The 19,548-nt window shown below is 42.6% G+C and carries 14 protein-coding genes; 3 read left to right on the forward strand and 11 right to left on the reverse strand.

Annotated features, from left to right (window positions below; translation table 11 throughout):
• Positions 1-7: 7 nt before the first annotated feature.
• From ACXZ1K_RS14285 to ACXZ1K_RS14310, 6 genes are all read right to left on the reverse strand, one after another.
• Positions 8-1,492, reverse strand: a complete 1,485-nt coding sequence (locus tag ACXZ1K_RS14285; protein WP_458970344.1) for a xylulokinase — start codon at positions 1,490-1,492, stop codon at positions 8-10.
• A 17-nt stretch (positions 1,493-1,509) separates the two neighbouring features.
• Positions 1,510-2,778 (reverse strand): MFS transporter, encoded by a 1,269-nt coding sequence (locus tag ACXZ1K_RS14290; RefSeq protein WP_458970345.1) that lies wholly within the window; start codon positions 2,776-2,778, stop codon positions 1,510-1,512.
• A 46-nt stretch (positions 2,779-2,824) separates the two neighbouring features.
• Entirely contained in the window at positions 2,825-5,038 is a 2,214-nt protein-coding gene (locus ACXZ1K_RS14295; protein WP_458970346.1) for a DUF7133 domain-containing protein, read from the reverse strand.
• 101 nt (positions 5,039-5,139) lie between these two features.
• Positions 5,140-7,332 carry a GH92 family glycosyl hydrolase gene (locus ACXZ1K_RS14300; protein WP_458970347.1) on the reverse strand — a complete coding sequence of 731 codons (2,193 nt, stop codon included), beginning with the start codon at positions 7,330-7,332 and terminating at the stop codon, positions 5,140-5,142.
• A 19-nt stretch (positions 7,333-7,351) separates the two neighbouring features.
• The gene (locus ACXZ1K_RS14305) at positions 7,352-8,197 is read right to left on the reverse strand and encodes a ThuA domain-containing protein (protein ID WP_458970348.1); all 846 of its coding nucleotides are present in this window, start codon (positions 8,195-8,197) and stop codon (positions 7,352-7,354) included.
• A gap of 75 nt (positions 8,198-8,272) precedes the next feature.
• The gene (locus tag ACXZ1K_RS14310; protein ID WP_458970349.1) at positions 8,273-8,695 is read right to left on the reverse strand and encodes a secondary thiamine-phosphate synthase enzyme YjbQ; all 423 of its coding nucleotides are present in this window, start codon (positions 8,693-8,695) and stop codon (positions 8,273-8,275) included.
• 66 nt (positions 8,696-8,761) lie between these two features.
• On the opposite strand from ACXZ1K_RS14310, the gene ACXZ1K_RS14315 reads away from it, so the two are divergent.
• Positions 8,762-9,466, forward strand: coding sequence for a hypothetical protein (locus tag ACXZ1K_RS14315; RefSeq protein ID WP_458970350.1), 705 nt, complete (start codon positions 8,762-8,764; stop codon positions 9,464-9,466).
• 15 nt (positions 9,467-9,481) lie between these two features.
• Here the strand turns inward: ACXZ1K_RS14315 and ACXZ1K_RS14320 are convergent, their stop codons facing one another.
• On the reverse strand, positions 9,482-12,265 hold the full coding sequence (locus ACXZ1K_RS14320) for a family 78 glycoside hydrolase catalytic domain (RefSeq protein ID WP_458970351.1): 2,784 nt from the start codon (positions 12,263-12,265) through the stop codon (positions 9,482-9,484).
• 117 nt (positions 12,266-12,382) lie between these two features.
• On the opposite strand from ACXZ1K_RS14320, the gene ACXZ1K_RS14325 reads away from it, so the two are divergent.
• Together ACXZ1K_RS14325 and ACXZ1K_RS14330 are read left to right on the forward strand one after the other, a co-directional pair.
• A complete protein-coding gene (locus ACXZ1K_RS14325; RefSeq protein WP_458970352.1) occupies positions 12,383-14,461 on the forward strand; it encodes a T9SS type B sorting domain-containing protein in 2,079 nt (692 codons plus the stop codon).
• Between the two features lie 54 nt (positions 14,462-14,515).
• Entirely contained in the window at positions 14,516-15,301 is a 786-nt protein-coding gene (locus ACXZ1K_RS14330; RefSeq protein WP_458970353.1) for a glutaminyl-peptide cyclotransferase, read from the forward strand.
• Here ACXZ1K_RS14330 and ACXZ1K_RS14335 read toward each other — a convergent pair.
• From ACXZ1K_RS14335 to ACXZ1K_RS14350, 4 genes are read right to left on the reverse strand one after another with little or no spacing between them, the layout of a single operon-like run.
• Positions 15,298-16,188 (reverse strand): SMP-30/gluconolactonase/LRE family protein, encoded by an 891-nt coding sequence (locus tag ACXZ1K_RS14335; protein WP_458970354.1) that lies wholly within the window; start codon positions 16,186-16,188, stop codon positions 15,298-15,300. The genes ACXZ1K_RS14330 and ACXZ1K_RS14335 overlap by 4 nt on opposite strands.
• Positions 16,188-16,958 (reverse strand): SDR family NAD(P)-dependent oxidoreductase, encoded by a 771-nt coding sequence (locus tag ACXZ1K_RS14340; protein ID WP_458970355.1) that lies wholly within the window; start codon positions 16,956-16,958, stop codon positions 16,188-16,190. Before ACXZ1K_RS14340 ends, ACXZ1K_RS14335 begins: the two co-directional genes overlap by 1 nt.
• Before the next feature lie 13 nt (positions 16,959-16,971).
• Complete coding sequence (locus tag ACXZ1K_RS14345; RefSeq protein WP_458970356.1) at positions 16,972-18,687, reverse strand: IlvD/Edd family dehydratase; 1,716 nt, start codon at positions 18,685-18,687, stop codon at positions 16,972-16,974.
• 39 nt (positions 18,688-18,726) lie between these two features.
• Positions 18,727-19,461, reverse strand: coding sequence for a porin family protein (locus ACXZ1K_RS14350; RefSeq protein WP_458970357.1), 735 nt, complete (start codon positions 19,459-19,461; stop codon positions 18,727-18,729).
• Positions 19,462-19,548 lie beyond the last annotated feature (87 nt).

Below are 19,548 nucleotides of genomic sequence, written 5' to 3' on the forward strand. Positions count from 1 at the left end.
TTTCTAACTAGTTTACTATTGTTAATTGTTGAATAAGGAGCTGCTTCCAGTCCTGATATGGTGCTTCTAAACTGGTACCTGATGGTTCAACTACCCTAAGCGGCTTTTTGAGGCTAAATGCTTCACCGGCAGATTGATATATCCCTGCCCCAATACCTGCGCCAATGGCTGCTCCAAAGCTGCCGTCATTTTCATAAAGTTCTACAGGTACCCCTGTTATGTTTACAAATGATTGGGTAAAAACTTCGCTCAAGAACAGGTTTGATTGTCCTGCCCTGATGACAGCAGGTACCATTCCATTCTCTCTCAAAATATCTAATCCGTAACGGAACGAGAAGGCTATGCCTTCTTGTACAGCACGGAAAATATGTGCGCTGGAATGCAAATTGAGGTCGATATTACGCAAATGCGCTCCCGCTATCTTATTGTTAAGCATCCGCTCCGCACCATTTCCGAAAGGCAATACCCGCAGCCCATTACTACCAGGTTCAACTCCGGCAGCTGCGTTATTCATCTCAGGATAACTCAGATCGGTACCAGCCAGGTTTTTTGTCCACCTGTTCATACTGCCTGTTCCATTGATACACAGTAATACACCCAGGCGTTGTTTTTCAATGCTGTGGTTTACGTGTGCAAAAGTATTTACCCGCGATTGCTTATCGCACAGCAATTGATCTGTTACGCCATAGATCACCCCAGATGTTCCTGCTGTTGCAGCCACTTCTCCGGGCTCTGTTACATTTAATGAAAGTGCATTATTGGGCTGGTCTCCTGCTTTATAGGAAACCGGTATCCCTTCCTTCAAGCCAATCTGCTCGGCAACAGCTTTACTTAAATAGCCATGTGCAGCAAAAACAGGGTTAACTTGCGGGATTAAAGAATCGTCAAAGCCATAATGATTCATCACATCTTTTGATATTTCATTTTCCTTGAAATCCCAAAAAATACCTTCAGACAAGGCTGAAATACTGGTGGTCACTTCCCCGGTCAGCTTAAAAGCGATATAATCGCCCGGCAGCATGATCTTTTTGATCTTTGCATACAGTTCAGGCTGATTGGCCTTTACCCATGCCAATTTTGAGGCGGTAAAGTTTCCAGGTGAATTAAGCAGGTGCGCTAAAGCGCGATCTGAACCTATTGCAGCCATAGCTTTATCTCCAATTTCTACAGCGCGACTATCGCACCAGATGATGCTATTCCTCAGACTTTCGCCTTGCTCATCAATACATACCAATCCGTGCATCTGGTATGCAATACCAATGGCAGCTATATCTGCCGGATTGTATTTAATTTTCTGATTACAACCAATAATGGCTTTTTGTACGTGCTCCCACCACATATTGGGATCTTGTTCGGCCCAACCATGTTGAGGGCTCAGAATTTCAGATTCTGTATCGGGATATTGGGCTGTTGCCAGGATACTGCTGTTTGCAGCATCCACAACAGAAACTTTAATAGACGATGTACCTACATCAATTCCTAGTAGCAGCATTTATATTTAGTTAGTTGTTACGCAGTTGCCAGTTTACTTTTTCTTGATCTCATGTAAACTACCAGTCCGCCGAAAGCAAATATCAGTATAATCGGCAATATTAAGGTAACTTGAAGTACTTCCGGACCGGCAAGATTTTTAGCGGCGTCTAGCGCAGAAGCTTCCGGGCTTCTACCGGCGGCGGCAGTATAAGCACCTAAATCAGCTCCAGACGGCAAATGTTTCACAATTAACCCATCGTAATAGCTCCCCATAAAAATGGTAAATACCGATACTGCAAACATACCCGCACCGCCCAATAAGTTTAAACCAAGGGCTCCAGACTGTGGAATGTTCTCTGCAACAAATCCAATCATTGTAGGCCAGAAATAACATACCCCAATACCAAATACTACAGCTGCAAAAAAGATAGAGTTACCGGTAAACGTACTCAACATGTACAACCCGGCTGCAGAGAATATCGCAGAAAAAAGCAACACTCCTGCGGGAGCCAGTTTCTTAACGATAGGCTTGGCAAAAGCACGTCCCAATACCTGCATACCCGCCGTAAGGGTAACCAATAATATGGCATTTTCTGTTACATTTTTAAGCAGCAAGCTAATCCACTGACCGGTAAATAATTCTGTAATACCAGTCATGAACATACACAGCACCATAAAAAGAAACAAAGGTGAAAGCGCTGCTTTATACATATCTGTGCTTGTATAACCTGATGATACCCTTTCAGTAACTGGAAATTCCAATTTAGAAAATAGAAATCCATAAATAAGTGTTGGGATCAGCATGGTGGCAACTTGTATCTGCCAACCTATCCCAAGGTGCACTAAAAGGGTTACCAGCAATGTTCCTATAACGATTCCGCCAGGAAACCAAAGGTGAAAATAATTCAACCGTGTAGTTTTATCTTCTGGATACAATGTTGCAACAAGGGGGTTACACGCTGCTTCTACGGTACCATTTGCAATACCGATCAACAAAGTGGAGAAAAACAAAGTCCAGTATCCTTGTGCAAATATGGTTAAGGCAATACCTGCAAGATGAAATACAAAAGCCATTACTAAAAGGCGCTTCATGCCAATAATGTCTACAATAAAGCCCCCTACAATAACTGCTAATGGAAATCCCCAAAATGCTGTCGCGGTAATGGTTCCTAATTGAGAGGCATTCAGTTGAAAGTCGATCCCAAGCTGACCCATCATACCGGCACGGATACCGAAGGACAGGGAGGTTACTAATAGTGCCAGGCAACTGGCCCAGAATAATTTTGATGTTTGAATGTTTGACATATATTTGGTTATGTTGGTTACGATGTAACGGTTTTTAAATATGTAATTATTTTTTCAAAGCGTCAAGCTCCTTTATTGTCCAGGGCTTGCTTCGCTCGCCAATCAAAGCTCTAACTTTCTTTACATCCGCCGGTTTAATTAGCGATCCTTTATTGCCTATGTCGCTTCTGATATAGCTTAGTACAGAAGCAATATAATCATCCGTATTAAAGCCCATAGCTGGCATTACATCCGGATAGTCTTTACCATCAACCGGACCAGAAAGACCATGCAGTAATATTCTAATCAATTTCTCCGGGTCGCCATTCACATCCTTCGCGCCTGAAAGAATTGGGGCCGGCATACCTTTACCACCACTAATTACCCCTTTTCCTTCTGCACCATGGCAGGTAGCGCAAAGCTGCCTAAAGATAACAGCGCCATCCATCACCAATTTCTGGTCGGCCTCTGCCAGTTTCTTATTCTGTAATTCTCTTGCTATGCGTTCACTAATTTGATGCTGATATTTCTTTTGGGAGGCTACCATGGCCAAATCTCCTGGATGTGCGGCTACTAGGGCATCTTTTATCTTGTTAGACTTATCAGACTCATTAAACCGCAATGTGAGCGCCAGCTGGTAACGCACATCAGCATTTTCATCATTCTTAAGAAATTCGAGTGCATCAACCAATTGAGCATCACCTTTTCTAACAGCTTCTTCACAAATCCAAACCGCAGTTTTTCTGACTTCAGCATCTTTGTCTTTCAAAGCACCAAGTAGCGTTTGCCTATCCAGCGCTTCCAGGCCATTTAAAGTCCATAAGGCATGGATCCTGGCCAGCTGAGATGCTGAAGTTGTAGCCACTTTTGTTAACGCAGGTGCGATGCTCTTATCACCCCTTATTACCAAAACCTTTTGGGCATTATCCCGCCACCATCCGTTTGGATGTGCCAGGTATTGTACCAGCTGCGCACTCGGTAGGCTCAGCATCCTTGGTAAGGTCTTATCGGGTTTAATCCCATCATAGACCACACGGTATATACGTCCGCGACTGGTGTTTTTATCTAAGCCTCTACTGGTAATTTTTGGGCGAAGAAAGCTTCCTGGCTTTGTCCATTCACTTTCCTGTATGATCCCTCTGTACATATCTACAATGTATAAACACCCATCAGGACCAGTAGTACTATTAACAGGACGGAAATTCATGTCAGTAGAAGCAATAAATTCCTCCTTATCATATGCATTTTTAAGCGTGACCTTTCCGTTGGTATTGGTCACTTTGGCACGTCTGATTAACCGGCCAACCGGCTCGCAAATGAACAAGTCGCCACTCATGTCTGCGGGTAAGGAATTTCCTCTAAATATAGATTGTCCTGTACAGGCTGTAAAGTGATTCAACGTACTATCTTGACGAAGCCTGCCCACACCTCCTTGTACATCTGGTGTAGAAATTAATGGCCATACTGCCTGGAAATCATTGTCATATTGATCACCAAAATCTAAACTGCCATAGTAAGGGTTTTGCTGAAAATTGAAGGCTGGTGACTCGCCTCCGGCGGAAGAAAAATACAGCCTTCCATAATTATCATTAGCCAACCCCCATTGTCCGCCCGGACCTTCATGCAAATATTCTGCTTTAAGCATGCCGTTGTCGTACTTATAACGCATGTTTTCCACGGTCACATATATTTTGTTATCCAGGTTCCAAACCAGCCCGCTCCTTTGGTGTTCCAGGTTGTTGTGGTTTTCGCTCTCATTACTAAAAACTTTCTTCTTCTCATCGGCCTTGCCGTCGCCGTTTGCGTCTCTATAACTATAAATACTGTTGTCGTAAGTTTCGGCAACCAACAGTCGATCATCCAGCGTCATGATCATTCTAGGCAAAAGCAGGCTGTCGATAAATACAACTGATTTGTCCATTTTGCCATCGCCATTGGTATCTTCCAATCGCTTAATCGTGCACACCCGTTTGCCTTCTCCGGTACCATTTGCATCCTGCATGTAAGTGTTCATTTCGGCTACAAAAAGTCGCCCATTTCCGTCCCACGCTATTGCTACCGGCTCATGGATCATGGGTTCACTTGCTACAAGCTCCAGGTGATAGCCTTTTTGCAGATGTATAGTTTTCATGCTTTCCTGCGGACTTAGGTAAGCGGGAGAAGGATTAAGGTTGACAATGATCTTTCCATCAGCATCGCGCTTCAATGCTGTTTGTGTAACCTTGCAGGTAATAGCCAGCAAGGACATTCCTACTAAGCAGATGATTAGTTTACCCTTCATAAATCAATTGGTGTACAGGTTACATTTAGTTGACATGAAGGTATACATATATCCGGCTAATCAGATATATGTATACTCAACTATACTAGCATTTTATTCAGCTATTTTAGCCCCCACTTCTTGTTAGGAAGCGGCCCCATTTCCAGCTCCAGCTTACCACCAGCTACAAGCTGATCATGTGTAAACCAGGGGGTATCTAATGGCTGACCATTAAATTTAGCACTTTGTATGTATTTGTTAATCACCGAACATTTGTTGGCAATCATGGAGAATTGCTTACCGTTTGGAAGGTCGATCGTTACCTTTTCAAAAACCGGACTACCAATGGTGTATACCGGAGTTCCAGGTGTAACAGGATAAAAGCCCATTGAAGAGAACACCACAAAGGCCGACATACCGCCACCGTCTTCATCTCCTGGAATTCCAAAAACATTGTCTTTATACCAGGTATCCAATAAGAACCGGATTTTCTTTTGTGTTTTCCATGGTGACGAAGTAAAGTTAAACAAGTAAGGAATGTGGAAGCTAGGCTCATTACCCATTGAAAATTGTCCGTTTATACCTGTAAAATCAGGAAACTTAGCCCAAAGCTCGTATTTGCTCCTGCCAAGTCCCTCTCGGAACAGCTGATCCAATTTAGCCTCAAAGCTAGGTACACCACCAAACAAATTGATCAAACCCTTAACATCGTGCTGAACCTGCCATAGGTAAGTCCACCCATTGTTTTCATCATAAAAATCTCTGCCGCCCATACCACCATCAAACTTAGGATCTATGTTAATCCAGTTTCCATCTTTGTCTTTAGGCAAAAACATTTGCGTTTTGGGCTCCCAAAGGTTCTTGTAGTTATTTGCACGCGCAGAGAACTTAGCGAAATCGCCGTTATTGTTCAGCTCTTTAGCAAACTGACCAAGCGCCCAATCGTCATAACTATGGCCCAAAGTGATGGCTACAGCCTGGCGTTTTTCAAAACCATGCACCGTAGTATTCGTTTCCTTCTCTCCTATTTTCAAAGCAGGGAAATAACCTTTTTCATAATAGAAATCCTCCAGTTCAGTCTTAGGTCCATTTTTCCACGGTAACATTGTAGCTTGAGTTGCATTTTTATACATTCCTTCATAGGCAGCTTTCACGTCGTAATTACGGATTCCCTTGCGGTAGCCATCCAGGAAGGTAATGGTAGAATGGAAACCATTCATACAAGGATTATCGCCATACAACAATGGGAAGGTTGGGACCCATCCGCTCTGCTTGTACATCTCCACATAGGAATTCAGCATATCGCCTTCCATAGCAGGATTTAAAATGGTTCTTAGGGGGTGATGTGCCAAATAAGTATCCCATACCCAATCATCCACAAAGAACGGCCTGTTGGTCGTATGGATCTTTTTATCATAGCCGCTGTAATATTGACCATCTTCTGTAATGTCTACCATACGCTCGTAGCAACGGTAAAGGGCAGTATAAAATGATCTTTTTTGCGCCTCTGTGCCTCCAACAGCCCCAATTTGATTGATCACTTTAGCCCATGCTGCTTCTCCAATTTTGATTTGCTGATCAAAAGTGACCGACTTCAATTCATTGTTATAGTTCTTTTTAGCCTGTTCTACACTAACAAATGATAAAGCATACCTAAATTCTATAGTATTCGGCGCTTTACTATCAAAGCTAACCAATAACTTATCACCGTCTTTTTGGGAAGTAGCGCTTTCATTAAAGGTACCATACATAAACACCTTAACACCATCCCAGGTCTCTACACCAGTTATTTCTTTATCAGAAGCAAATTTATATTCGCTAAAACCACCATTATAGCGGTCCAATATCAGCGCCTTTGTACTTCCCGCAGGATAATCAAACTTAAAGATCCCTGCCTTTTTACCCGGAGTAAATTCTACCTTAATATCATTATCAACCAGATAAGTGGAGTAATACCAAGGACGGTTAACCTCAAGATCATGATCGTAGGTCATGCGTTTCTGGTCAGTTGCACTTAGCGCAGGCTTTATGGAAAATACCTGTCCGTTACGGTGAGAAACCACTGTTAATGGAAAGCTGCTGATCTGATCATCAATATAATCAGCACGTTGAGGCGTCATTCTGATGACCTGGTTTGGTAATTGAATAGTTGGCCTTGTGGGTTCCAGTATGGCACCAACATTTCCGATGCGCGGATCTACATATTTCAAATTACCTTCTCCTGGAAATTGCAGCTGTCCGAAAACAAATGCAGAGGGCAAGCAAGCCATTAGCAATACCAAAATGGCCTTGTAAGATTTTGATAGTATATTCATATAAAGTAAAAGTAACGATTTAACCTTTTTTAGCAAGCCACAAAAGGCTTGAAATTATAAACTTGTTTTGTTGATTGTTATCGAAGGTGTGCGACAACTCCTTATTATAGGGTGCATGTTCATAGTCCATATCATTATGTCCCATGTTTACATAAATCATCTTGTATTTTTTATTGGTCCATGCTACAGGGTAGTATCCGCTATGCCAAATTTCATATGCTTTAGGGCCCGTGCCTAAAGGAAAACTTGTGGTATCAAGAGATAATAAAATCTTAATGTTGGGGTTTTTGCGCAAGTCGTTCTCCCAACGGTACCATTCGTTCGGTGCCGACTTAAACGTAACTGGATTGTTCTTAGTAGCGGGGTGCGCTTTATCTTCCACCCTAAGCACAGCTGAAGTAGGACGCCAGGTATTACTGCCATACCCGCCAGAGCCAAGAAACTCCTGGTGGTACCAGTCCCAATTTTGCGGATACGCCGATGGTGTTAAAGCAAACGCGGCGAAATGGAAACCCATCCAAGCCCCTCCTTTTTTCATATAATCTTCAAAAGCTTGTCGCTGTTCCGGCTTCTCCGGCCTGGTATCTAAAAACAATACCACTTGGTACTTCTCCAAAAATGCAGTGTTTAAGTTATCCCAATTACTCGTAGAGTCGTAAGCGAAATTATATTTAAGACCCATTTTTGGAAACCACTTATTTGCTTCATGTACATAGCTAACATGCGCCTGATCATTCTTACCAGTGTAAAAAGCGATCACATTAAACTTGGGTAGTTTCCCTTGTGCCCTTGATAAAGTACTAAAATAAGTAAGAGCCAGAAACAATAAGGCACACTTAAGCATTAAAGGAGAGTTGAGTTTCATTTGGTTATCTAGTATGGAATGAAGATACAATTATTTATATGGAAAGTAGATTCTGGTGTTTATTAAAACCGATTGTTAATCTCCCCAGGCGGTGATAATTACTTGCCTTTGTCCACCTCTATTGCGGTGTTCGCAAAAGTAGATACCCTGCCATGTTCCAAAAGCTAAGCGGCCGTTCCTAATTGGAATTGTAACTGAAGTGCTCAATAAGGATGCTTTCAGATGTGCTGGCATATCGTCAGATCCTTCATAATCATGTGTATAGTCAGGGTCGTCCTCTGGGGCAATTTTATTGAAATAGGTCTCAAAATCACGGCGCACAGTGGGATCCGCATTTTCGTTTATGGTCAGGGAAGCAGAAGTATGTTGAATAAAAACCTGACATATACCTATTTTAATCGTTCTGATTTCCGGCATCGCCTGCTCTACCTCCTCGGTAATGAGGTGAAATCCCCTTCTCCGTTCTCTTAAGGTGATACTTTGCTGATATATTTTCATCTTCAATTATTTAGTCGTACATTAAATTAACTAACCAGTTAAATTAACAACAAATTATAAACTAAAATGAAGAATATTATTGCATTTTTTCTTTTGCTAGGTATGTCGGTGTTTAATATAAGCGCACAGTCTACAGTTGTTTCAGGCGCCTGGAAGCTTGATGCGGGTGAAGACACGCACCACTTATTTTTTCAGGATGGATTTTGCTTCTATACGCTTCAACATGGCCAAAACTTTTCCATGAGCCAGGGTGGATTATACGAAGTGTCTGGCGGAAACATTAAGGTAAAAATCCTTTTCAACAGTTCCGACTCGACCAAAGTTGGCGAAATGATGGTCCTTCCTTTCAGCTTATCAGGGAATCAGTTATCGCTGCAAGTAGAAAATGACCATGCAACCTTCTACCGAGTGGATAATGGCAAATCACCTCTGGCAGGTGTCTGGCGGATAACCGGCAGAATGGGAGCGGATGGAAAATTGGCCGACCTTCATTTGACAGGTAGTAGACAAACCTATAAAATGCTTACCGGAACCAAATTCCAGTGGGTAGCCATAGATCCTGACAAGAAACAATTTTTCGGAACCGGAGGTGGCTCATATACCTTTAAAGACGGTAAATATGTGGAAAGTATTGAATTTTTCTCCAGGGATAACAGTCGCGTAGGCGCTAATCTGACATTTGACGGTAAGCTGGAAAACGGCAGCTGGCACCATAGCGGACTGAGTAGCAAGGGCGACAAAATTCATGAAGTTTGGAACAAGGTTAACTAAGTTTCAAGCTTGTACCTATCTGCTAAACTTTAATTTGTAAACACCTGCTGTAAGCTGATACTGCTTGAAATTACCCTGATTGGCAACACTTTTTACACCTGCAGTCATTCCCTCCACTTTACCTGCTTCTGTTAAAGGTATCTGTAACGTTGCATTGGTATTTGCTGGAACCGTAATTTCATAATATAATGTTCCATTCTCTCTTTTCCAATAAGATTTAATGAGTCCAGCAGGCGCATGACTAGTTGCTCTAGCCCAAGTCATTTGATCGGGTTTAAGCATCGGCGGCCGTAGTATGAAGTGCTGCATTCCCGCTTTAGCGCTATCTTTTTTGATTCCGGCCAGACCGTCTAAATACCATGCACCAGGATATAAATAGGAGCTGTGCAACAGGGAGTGTCCCGGCAAATCTTTCTCCCACATTTCCCAAATTGTAGTTGCACCGTTTTCCTTCATATAGCCCCAGCCTGGATACGTAGTTTGTGACGTCATGGAGTAGATGAGGTCATCGCGACCAGCATCTCTTAATACTTTGAACAGCATCGCTCCTCCTGTAATCCCCACGTTGATATGGCCTTTTCTATTCACCAAAATTTCTGTTTCCAGTCGCTCCATAACCAATGGCCTTAAACTGCCTGGCATCACATCACCTAGTAAAGCAGCAGCAAGGCTTCCCATAGATTTATCAGAATAACTGCGGTCATCTGCATTATAAAACTTTGCATGGATTGCAGCACTAGTTGCTACAGCTTGATTTTCCCATGCTAAGGCTTCTTTAGTTTTACCCAGTACCCGGGCGATTTTTGCAGCCGTCCGATAATTAAAAACCATATAGCAATTGTTAAGAAATACAGTTTGCGGCTTGTTATTGTTCATACCTTCCGCCGTTGCACCTGGCCACAACCAATCACCCAGAAAATCCCAATCGCCACCAAAACGCATCAACATATTGTCTTTAGACTGGCTTTTCAAAAACAATAACCAATCGCTTATTAGTTCAAAATTCTTTTTTAATATTCTTTGGTCACCCTCCTGCTGGTACACAAACCACGGCAGCGAAACAACAATTCCACCCCATGCCGGGCCACCCCCACCCATATATGTTGGGGCAGTATGTGGCAGAATACCTTGGTGTAATGGCCGACCACTTTGAATTCCTTTATGTGCCCAAGCAGTGTCATACATGTTACCCACTATCGACTCTGACCCTTTAACGTCGCGCCAATCTTCCATCCATTTGGTATAAAAGGCGCCCATTTTATAGTTCTGCATCCCTGTTTCGCAGGTAGCGTGTGCATCACCCCCATAACCTAAGCGTTCGCGCTGCGGACAATCCACAATATATCCTCCAATAGAAAGATTCTGAAAGGTCCATTTAATAGTGTTATACATCCAGTTCTGTAAGGAATCTGAACATTCAAATGTAGTTGCGTCATTGTAATTCGTCCTAACCATCCATCCCTTAATATCAGAAAGCAGTGGCTTTTTCTTTAAACCTCTTATGGTAATCCAGCGACCAGAGCTGTAATTGAAATGGTTTTTAAATGTACCCTTCCCAGTTTTGCCTATAATATAGGCACTATGTAGATTGAAGGTCATATCATCCTGCGCGCGTTCTGAATATTGAAAATCAATTCTGTCGCCAGGATTTCCTGCAAGTTCCACACTTGTCCAACCAGCGAAGTTCACACCCATATCTACACGGAAACTGCCGTCGCCTCTGGCAACAATTTCGATTGGTTTCAATTCATCAAATAACTTATTGGACTCTACTTGCTGGGCAGATAATACTAATTTTGGATTATAAACAACGGCCTGTTTCCAATCCAACTCATCGCAATTAATTGAATTCCAATCCTCGTAAGCTTTGTTTCCATCATAAAGCTCTCCACCCATTCTGCCGAAATCCCAGGAGCCCAACAGCTTGTTTGGACTCTCATGAGTAAGCCATGATTGATCTGTTTTGATCAATTTTTTCCCGATTTTTGCCTGAGCAATAACTATTGGTGTATTCGGCCTGCTTTTTTCAATATATGGACCAAAAATGGACCAGGATGTGCCTAGCCAAATTGCGATAACATTCTTTCCTGGTCTCAGGAGTTTTGCAATGGGATAGGCAATGTAACGTGCCCGCTTGGAATGATCAGATACTGCTGGAGACAACACATCATCGTTTACTTTTACCCCGTTTACAAAGAGTTCATGATAACCAACGGAGGCAACAAACATAGTTGCATTTGCTGGTTTTGCATGGAGTGTAAATGTTTTGCGCAGCCATGGGTCCCATATATTGCAATCAGACTGCTTAGGGTCATAAATCTGAGCTGTACCAATCCATTTGGCCTGCCAATCGGTCGACTTCAGTAATCCGCTGCTCCAAAATGCCGGCTCACTCCATTTGGAGATAACGCCTTTTTCATCTTTTACCCTTACTTTCCAGTGATACGTTCGGTCAGACTCCAACGCTTTGCCCTTATAAGAAATTAATTGCATCTGATCGGAATTTATCCATCCCGAGTTCCAAACATCACCCTTGTGCGCCATTAGATCTAAAGCGCTGCTACTCACAATAACTTGATAGGCCTTCTGGGCCTGCCCGTATTTTTTTTCATCCCTGGCTTTAAGTGTCCAGCTAAATCTTGGGTGCAATTCATCCAGTCCTAACGGATTTTCCATGTACTCACATCGCAAGAATTCGGGACTTAAGCTAGCTGTCTGAGCACCTGTGCGCGCAAAAATGAAAGAAAACAGCAATATCAATAGGTACAGAAATTTGCATGGACGGAAACTTGGTGTCATATTATCGGTTTATGATTGGTTAATCTAAGCTATGAAATTCAAAGTAAAAACCGTAAAAGCTCCAATATTAAGCAACTAAAAGATTCGTTAGTTGAAGAAAAATAATTAACTTGAAACATGATTAGCCTGCGCTCTATATGGTTAGTATTTTTATTACCCCTGGTTACACGAGCCCAAGGGCCAAGTATAACGTACCCCATTCCACGCAATGCTTATCTCATTAACGGAACGATCGCTTCGCTTACGCCCGTTAACATCGGCACCGCTGTACCGTTAATACCCTATGGAGATGTAACAACGCTTGCTGGCTCAACACTGGGGTATAAGGATGGTATAAAAAACACAGCAAAATTTAATGAACCTACAGGTGTGGCTTGCGATGCCGCGGGTAATGTGTACATAGCAGATAGCTTTAACCACAACATCAGGAAAATCACTCCAAATGGAATAGTAACCACCGTTGCAGGGACGGGTGTTTTAGGCATGCTTAACGGACCGGCGGCAATAGCGAGTTTTAACAAGCCATTTGGTTTACTGGTGAATGATAATGGGGACATCTTTGTCGCCGATTCTGAAAACCATCAAATAAGAAAAATCAGCAATGGCGTAGTCAATTTATATTCCGGGAGTTCAACTGGCGTCAAGAACATAAGTGACGGTAGCGGTGGATTTGAACGCTTTAATTTCCCAGAAGGTCTTGTATTTGATCCCGAAGGAAATCTATATGTTGCTGATGCAGAAAACTTTTCAGTCAGAAAAATTAGTCCTGCTCAAGTTGTGTCTACTTTTGCAGGAGTAAGTGGTGTACTGGGTAAAGTTAATGGTACAGGTAATGCCGCACGTTTCGATAAACCTGTTGCCATTGCCAGGGACATAAGAAATGGAAATTTTTATGTAGCGGATTACCTGAATAATCTGGTCCGGATGATCACACCTGCGGGCGTAGTGAGCACTTATGCTGGTACGGGAGAACGTGCCAGCGAAAATGGACCACGTCTATCTGCTAGCTTTGATCACCCAACCGGTTTAACAATTGACATTTTAGGAAATGTGTACGTATCTGATGATAAGGATATGATCAGAAGAATCTCAGCAGTAACAGGTCTGGTGTCTACAGTTGCAGGTTCAGGTGAGCAAGGATCCCAGGATGGACTGCGTTGGGATGCCAGTTTCTTTCATCCAATCGGACTGGCGTTCGATGGCGAGTTCAACCTTTATGTGGTAGATCAGCACAACAACAGGATCAGAAAAATTACACTAGGTGGTGGCTTTTCAATAGACAAGAGACTTCCAGCGGGCCTCAACTTTGATCCCAGGACAGGCACGATAAATGGGATACCAACCATCTATTCTCCAGAAACGGATTACGTAGTAACCGCTTATAATGATTTTGGCGAAAGCAGCACGATCATCACCATAAGTGTCACAGATCCGGCGATGACCTTTCCTCCAATTCCTGAAAAGACAACCTGCGATATCGACTTTGACCCAATGGCTACTGCATTTATACCCATAACCTACACCAGTAGCAATTTGGAAGTGGCGACTATTGTAAATGGTAAGATACACATCGTTGGCCCCGGAACATCCCTAATTACGGCAACGAACGGGATTAATACGCTGACTCAGTCCCTGATTGTCGCACCACCAAGTATGATAACAGTTAACATTTCAACTTCTCAAAGTGCCGCTGTTTGTTCAGGCATACCAATAACATTAACAGCAAGTGTGTCTGCAAATGTCCAATCAAATGCAATTTACCAATGGTTTGTGAACGGCATGGCCAACGGAACGAACAGCAATAAATTTACAAGTTCGAGCTTTAAGAATGGCGACGAGATTTTTTGTACGGTTAGTGATGGCGCATGCTATAGGAGCCTAACCGCAACTTCCAACAAACAAACTGCACTGATTCTTGATGATGCCATTTGCCAGGCTGTAATACCCGGATCTTTCTCCCCAAATGGAGATGGAATTAATGATTACTGGAACATTCCTATGCTTAGTGGATACCCAAACTGCATGGTAAATATTTATAATCGTTTTGGGACAAATGTATTCCAATCTGTAGGTTACTTAAGTCCATGGAACGGACAATTTGAAGGTAAGCATCTTCCGGTCGGCGTATATTATTTCGCAATTGATTTAAAAAAGGGAGGCAGGGTAATTTCGGGCGCTGTAAATATTATTAAATAAAATTTCTAGCTTTAGTGCATGAAATTTAGGGTGATTACTGCTTTTTTAATGCTAATGGCTGCGTGCCAAGGCTGCCAAAATGAGGACAAGGGTACGGAACAGGCAAATACAACTCCTGCACCAGCAGAAATACAAAACATTGAATTTAAGCTTCAAGGCACTTTCCCTCATGACACCTTATCCTTTACTGAGGGATTTTTTGTGCATAATGGGCAGTTTTTGGAAAGCACAGGTTCACCGAGCGACAGACCAAAGGCTAAGTCACAGATAGGTGTTCTTAATACTAAAACCGGCAAATTAGATGTAAAAGCAGAACTGGATAAATCTATCTACTTCGGAGAGGGTATTGTAATTGTAAAAGATAAATTATACCAGTTAACCTATAAAAATCAGCAGGGTTTTATATATGATGCCAAGACCTTTAAAAAACTGGGCGACTTCAGGTATTCAAACCCGGAAGGATGGGGCTTAACAACAGACGGCACCAGTATTATTATGAGTGACGGTAGCAGCAGCCTTACCTATTTGGATCCTGAAACGCTAAAGCCTACAAAAACTCTTACTGTTAAAAAGTATGGCGAGCCCATCAACATGATCAATGAACTGGAGTACATCGACGGTTATATTTTTGCGAACATTTGGTTAACCAACTATGTGGTGAAGATTGACCCGTCGACCGGTGATATTGTAGGTAACATGGACCTGACTCCAATTGTGAATGTAGAAAGAGCAGACAACCCAAGAGCCATGGAAATGAACGGAATTGCTTATGATGGCGCTACTAAAGAAGTATATTTCACCGGCAAAATGTGGTCAAAAGTGTATGAGTTGAAATTCTAGACAGCTTGTCTTTTAAAGGCCAATGGTTTTACACCTCTTGTACCCGGGTTTTTAATGTGAAACAAATTGCCAGACTGAGGATATTGTGCCAATTGAAGAGCATTTAAGTTTTCTGATGCGGTGGTTACGACCAGTTGATCTAAATGTTCTCCGACAAAGCAGCAATTGGTAACCTGAAGTGCGGGAATAGCAATCGTGCTGATAAGCCTGCCGGTTTCTGGATTCCAGCGACTAACAGCCCCGCCGCCATGCAAAGCTACCCATAACATACCTTCCTCATCGATAGCCATACCATCAGGAATTCCCATTTCTTCTGGTATCACGATGGCAACATTTGCGCTTCCGAGTGTTCCATTTGTTAGGTTGTAGTCAAAGCATTTTACCACACCGGCAAGTGTGTCGATAAAATACATTTTGGTGTTATCTTCAGACCAAACCAATCCGTTAGGAATCGTCAATCCAGTTAACATTTTTTTAACTTTTAGGTTCTCCTCTATTTTATACAGACTACCGCAGCCTTCAGCACAATGGGTGTCCATAACGCCAACCCAAAGCCGCCCATAAGCATCACAGTGCCCATCATTGCACCTTCGATCGGCCAAATCCTTTTCGAGTGGCACGATAACAGTTGTCAGGTGGCTCTCCAGGTTAAAACTCACGATGCCACCCTGAGTCCCCAGTATTAATTCCTCAGTATTTCCCTCAACAATTAGAGAAACGCGCATGCCCAAATTCCAAACGTTAACTTTATTAGTACTTAAAACGACCTCTTGAAGTAAACCGGCTTCGATGTCCACCCAAAATATACTTTCCCTTCCCTGATGCCAAAAAGGAGACTCACCAAGGATGTTCTGCGAGCTGACCAATGTTGTTACAGTAGGATTCATCAAAATGGGGAAAGACTAACTGAGCTCCAACCACCATCAACTACTAAGGTTTGTCCGGTTATTTGATTTGCTTGTGGCGATACTAAAAATAAAACTGCATTGGCAACATCATCAACAGTGCCGGCCCTGCCCATTGGGGTTATCCTTGCCCAGGTGCTCTTATAATCTTCATCTTCAAGGGTACGTTCTGTAAGCGTGGCGCCGGGTGCAACTGTATTTACTGTTATACCGTACTCCGAAAGTTCGATAACCAGGTTTTTAGCCAACATCTGCAAACCAGCCTTAGTCATGGCGTAAGCCGCAAGGTCTTTATGGGCTTGCTGACCGGTTACCGACGACATGAACAAAATGCTTCCGCCAGAAGATTGTTTAATCATCTGTCTTGCCCCGCGCTGCGCCAGGAAAAAGCTGCCCTGCAAATTAACATTCATAACAGTTTGAAAAGCCTCGGTTTCGTAAGTCAGGAAATCTCCAAAAAGGGTAATGCCGGCATTCGCAACAACGATATCTAGCTTTCCAAAAGCAGAGACCGCTTCATCAATCAAACTTTCTATTACGGCTATACTTCCCGCATCGCCTGCCACCGCCCTAACCTTTTCAGGATAGCTCAAATTAATATTTCCGGCAGCCTCATTTATTAGGTTTTCATCGCTATCATTAATAACTACCTGTGCCCCATTTTTAGCAAGTTGTAAGGCAATTTGATAGCCTATTCCTTTTCCCGCCCCAGTAACAATGGCAACTTTGTTCTGAAAATTATTTTGCTCCATATATTTTATTGCATCAGTGTGAATCCTTTACTACTTCACTCCCGGAACTGCCTCTTAAAAACCCAAAATCAGCACCTAAATGCGCTTGTTCTACATGCATTTGGTAAAGGTGCGTGTAGCCTCTATGCACAATTTCTTCCTTTGCCGACCACCTTAATTTTCTTTCAGCTATTTCTTCGTTGGAAAGTTCCAGGTGGATCGTACCTTTATTTACATCCAATGAAATCATGTCCCCATTTTGTACTATCGCGAGTGTACCGCCAACAGCCGCCTCTGGAGATACATGTAAAACCACAGTTCCGTAACCAGTACCACTCATCCTACCGTCCGAAATACGCACCATATCTCTAATACCTTGATCAAGTAATTTCTTAGGTATGGACATATTGCCAACTTCGGGCATACCAGGATAACCTCTCGGTCCAACATTCTTTAGCACCAGGATATCCCCTTCTTCAACTTCAAGATCTGGATCGTCGATTTTAAGTTTATAATCCTCAATATTTTCAAACACAACTGCTTTTCCTGTGTGTTTTAATAAAGATTTAGTAGCAGCCGAAGGCTTAATGACCGCACCATTCTCACAAAGATTTCCTTTTACCACTGCAATGCCTGCAGTTTCATTGAACGGCTTATCTAAAGAACTGATTACCTCAGGATTATAACAATCACAATACTGATAATTATTTGCAATTGACTTACCTGTCACTGTAATTGTATCATGATGCAAATGCTTTTGAAGCGCTTTCATTAAAGCGGGAAGGCCTCCTGCATAATAGAAATCCTCCATAAAGTATTTTCCTGATGGCTGCAGGTTTGCCATGAGTGGTACCCCTCTGCCTGAAGTATTAAAATCATCAATAGTTAATTCAACACCAATTCTAGCGGCAATGGCCAACAGATGGATGATAAAATTAGTAGACCCACCTATAGCCGCATTTACTGTTATGGCATTGTCAAATGCAGCTCTTGTGAGTATATCTGACGGCTTTAAACCCTCCTTAACCATATCAACGATTCGATTTCCGGAAAAATGGGCGAGGGCTTTTCTCCTGGAGTCTGATGCCGGAATGGCTGCATTTTCAGGTAGTGACATGCCCAATGCTTCTACCATGCAGGCCATTGTGGAGGCCGTTCCCATAACTGCACAATGCCCGCGGCTTCTTGCCAGACAAGATTCTGCTACGTATAGTTCTTCATCGCTCATTAAGCCTGAACGATTGTCTTCGAAGAAATTCCAGATATCTGATGTCCCAATATCCTTGCCTCGGTACTTCCCGGTTAACATTGGGCCACCAGATACCACAATCGTGGGAATATTCACACTACAGGCACCCATCAGTAACGCTGGAGTTGTTTTATCACATCCACAGAGCAGCACCACACCATCTAAAGGATTTGCTCTGATGGACTCCTCCACATCCATACTAACCAAATTGCGGTAAAGCATGGCAGTGGGTTTCATGAGTGTCTCACCTAAAGACATCACGGGAAATTCTACAGGAAAACCACCTGCCTCGTAGATACCATGTTTCACCGACTCGGCAATTTCCCGGAAATGAGCATTACAAGGTGTTAGTTCAGACCAGGTATTACAAATACCTATAACAGGCTTGCCTTGTAACTGATGCGCAGGAATACCTTGATTTTTCATCCAGGCACGGTAAATGAAACCGTCTTTTCCTTTCTTACCAAACCATCCCTGACTTCGTAGTAGTTCCTTGTCCATGCTTATACTTGGTTTATGGGCCTAATTTAAGAATATATGTTAAAACTTTACCCCGAACGCAAAAGTACCCGTGAACATCTTCGTATCCAGATCACTTCCATGCTGTGTACCGCTGAATACAGAACGCAACAGGTAGCTTAGCCTCAAATCCAAAAAAGGAATAACCTTTGTTGCCCCAAGCCCCAGACCGCTAACCTGGAAGCCTGCCAAAACACTATTATTTGAAGATCTTACATTTGTTAGCGATGTATTTTCATTGCTGGCTCTATAGCCATCTCCATCTAATCCTTTTGCATACTTCAATTTTGATTTACCATGTATAGCAATCGAGGGAGCAAGACCCGCATATGCAGTCAACTTCACATGACCACGGGGATAGAAATGATAATTAGCTGTAACCGGAACTTCCAGGTAATCTATATTATAATTAAAGAAATTGTACGACTGTTTTTCGTAGCCGTTCTCATCTGTTTCGTAAGCATAGTTATTTTCTTCAGAATACGCCATACCGCGTGAATTGAATAGTAGCTCTGCTCCGAGCGAAAAGGACCTCCTGACAGAGAAATCTGCAGTGACTCCTCCCATGCCCGATGCCCTGCCAGAAGGCTTAAAATACATGAATTTGGGATCGGTAGTTCCCTTGAAGGGATAAACATCATTCGTAAAAACAGAGAAGTTTGCGCCAATTTTAACCCCTAACCGGATCTGTTTTTCTTGTGCCTGCACGAACAGGCATGGCAGCACGATTGCAGCCATCATGATTAATTTTTTCATTTAAGTTTATATTTAGTTTCATTGTGTGTGGTATAAATATAATTAAAAAAGAAAATCATTTCTCGCAGTTATGCAAATCTTTTATGT

The sequence above is a fragment of the Pedobacter jaeyakensis genome, from assembly GCF_054461315.1.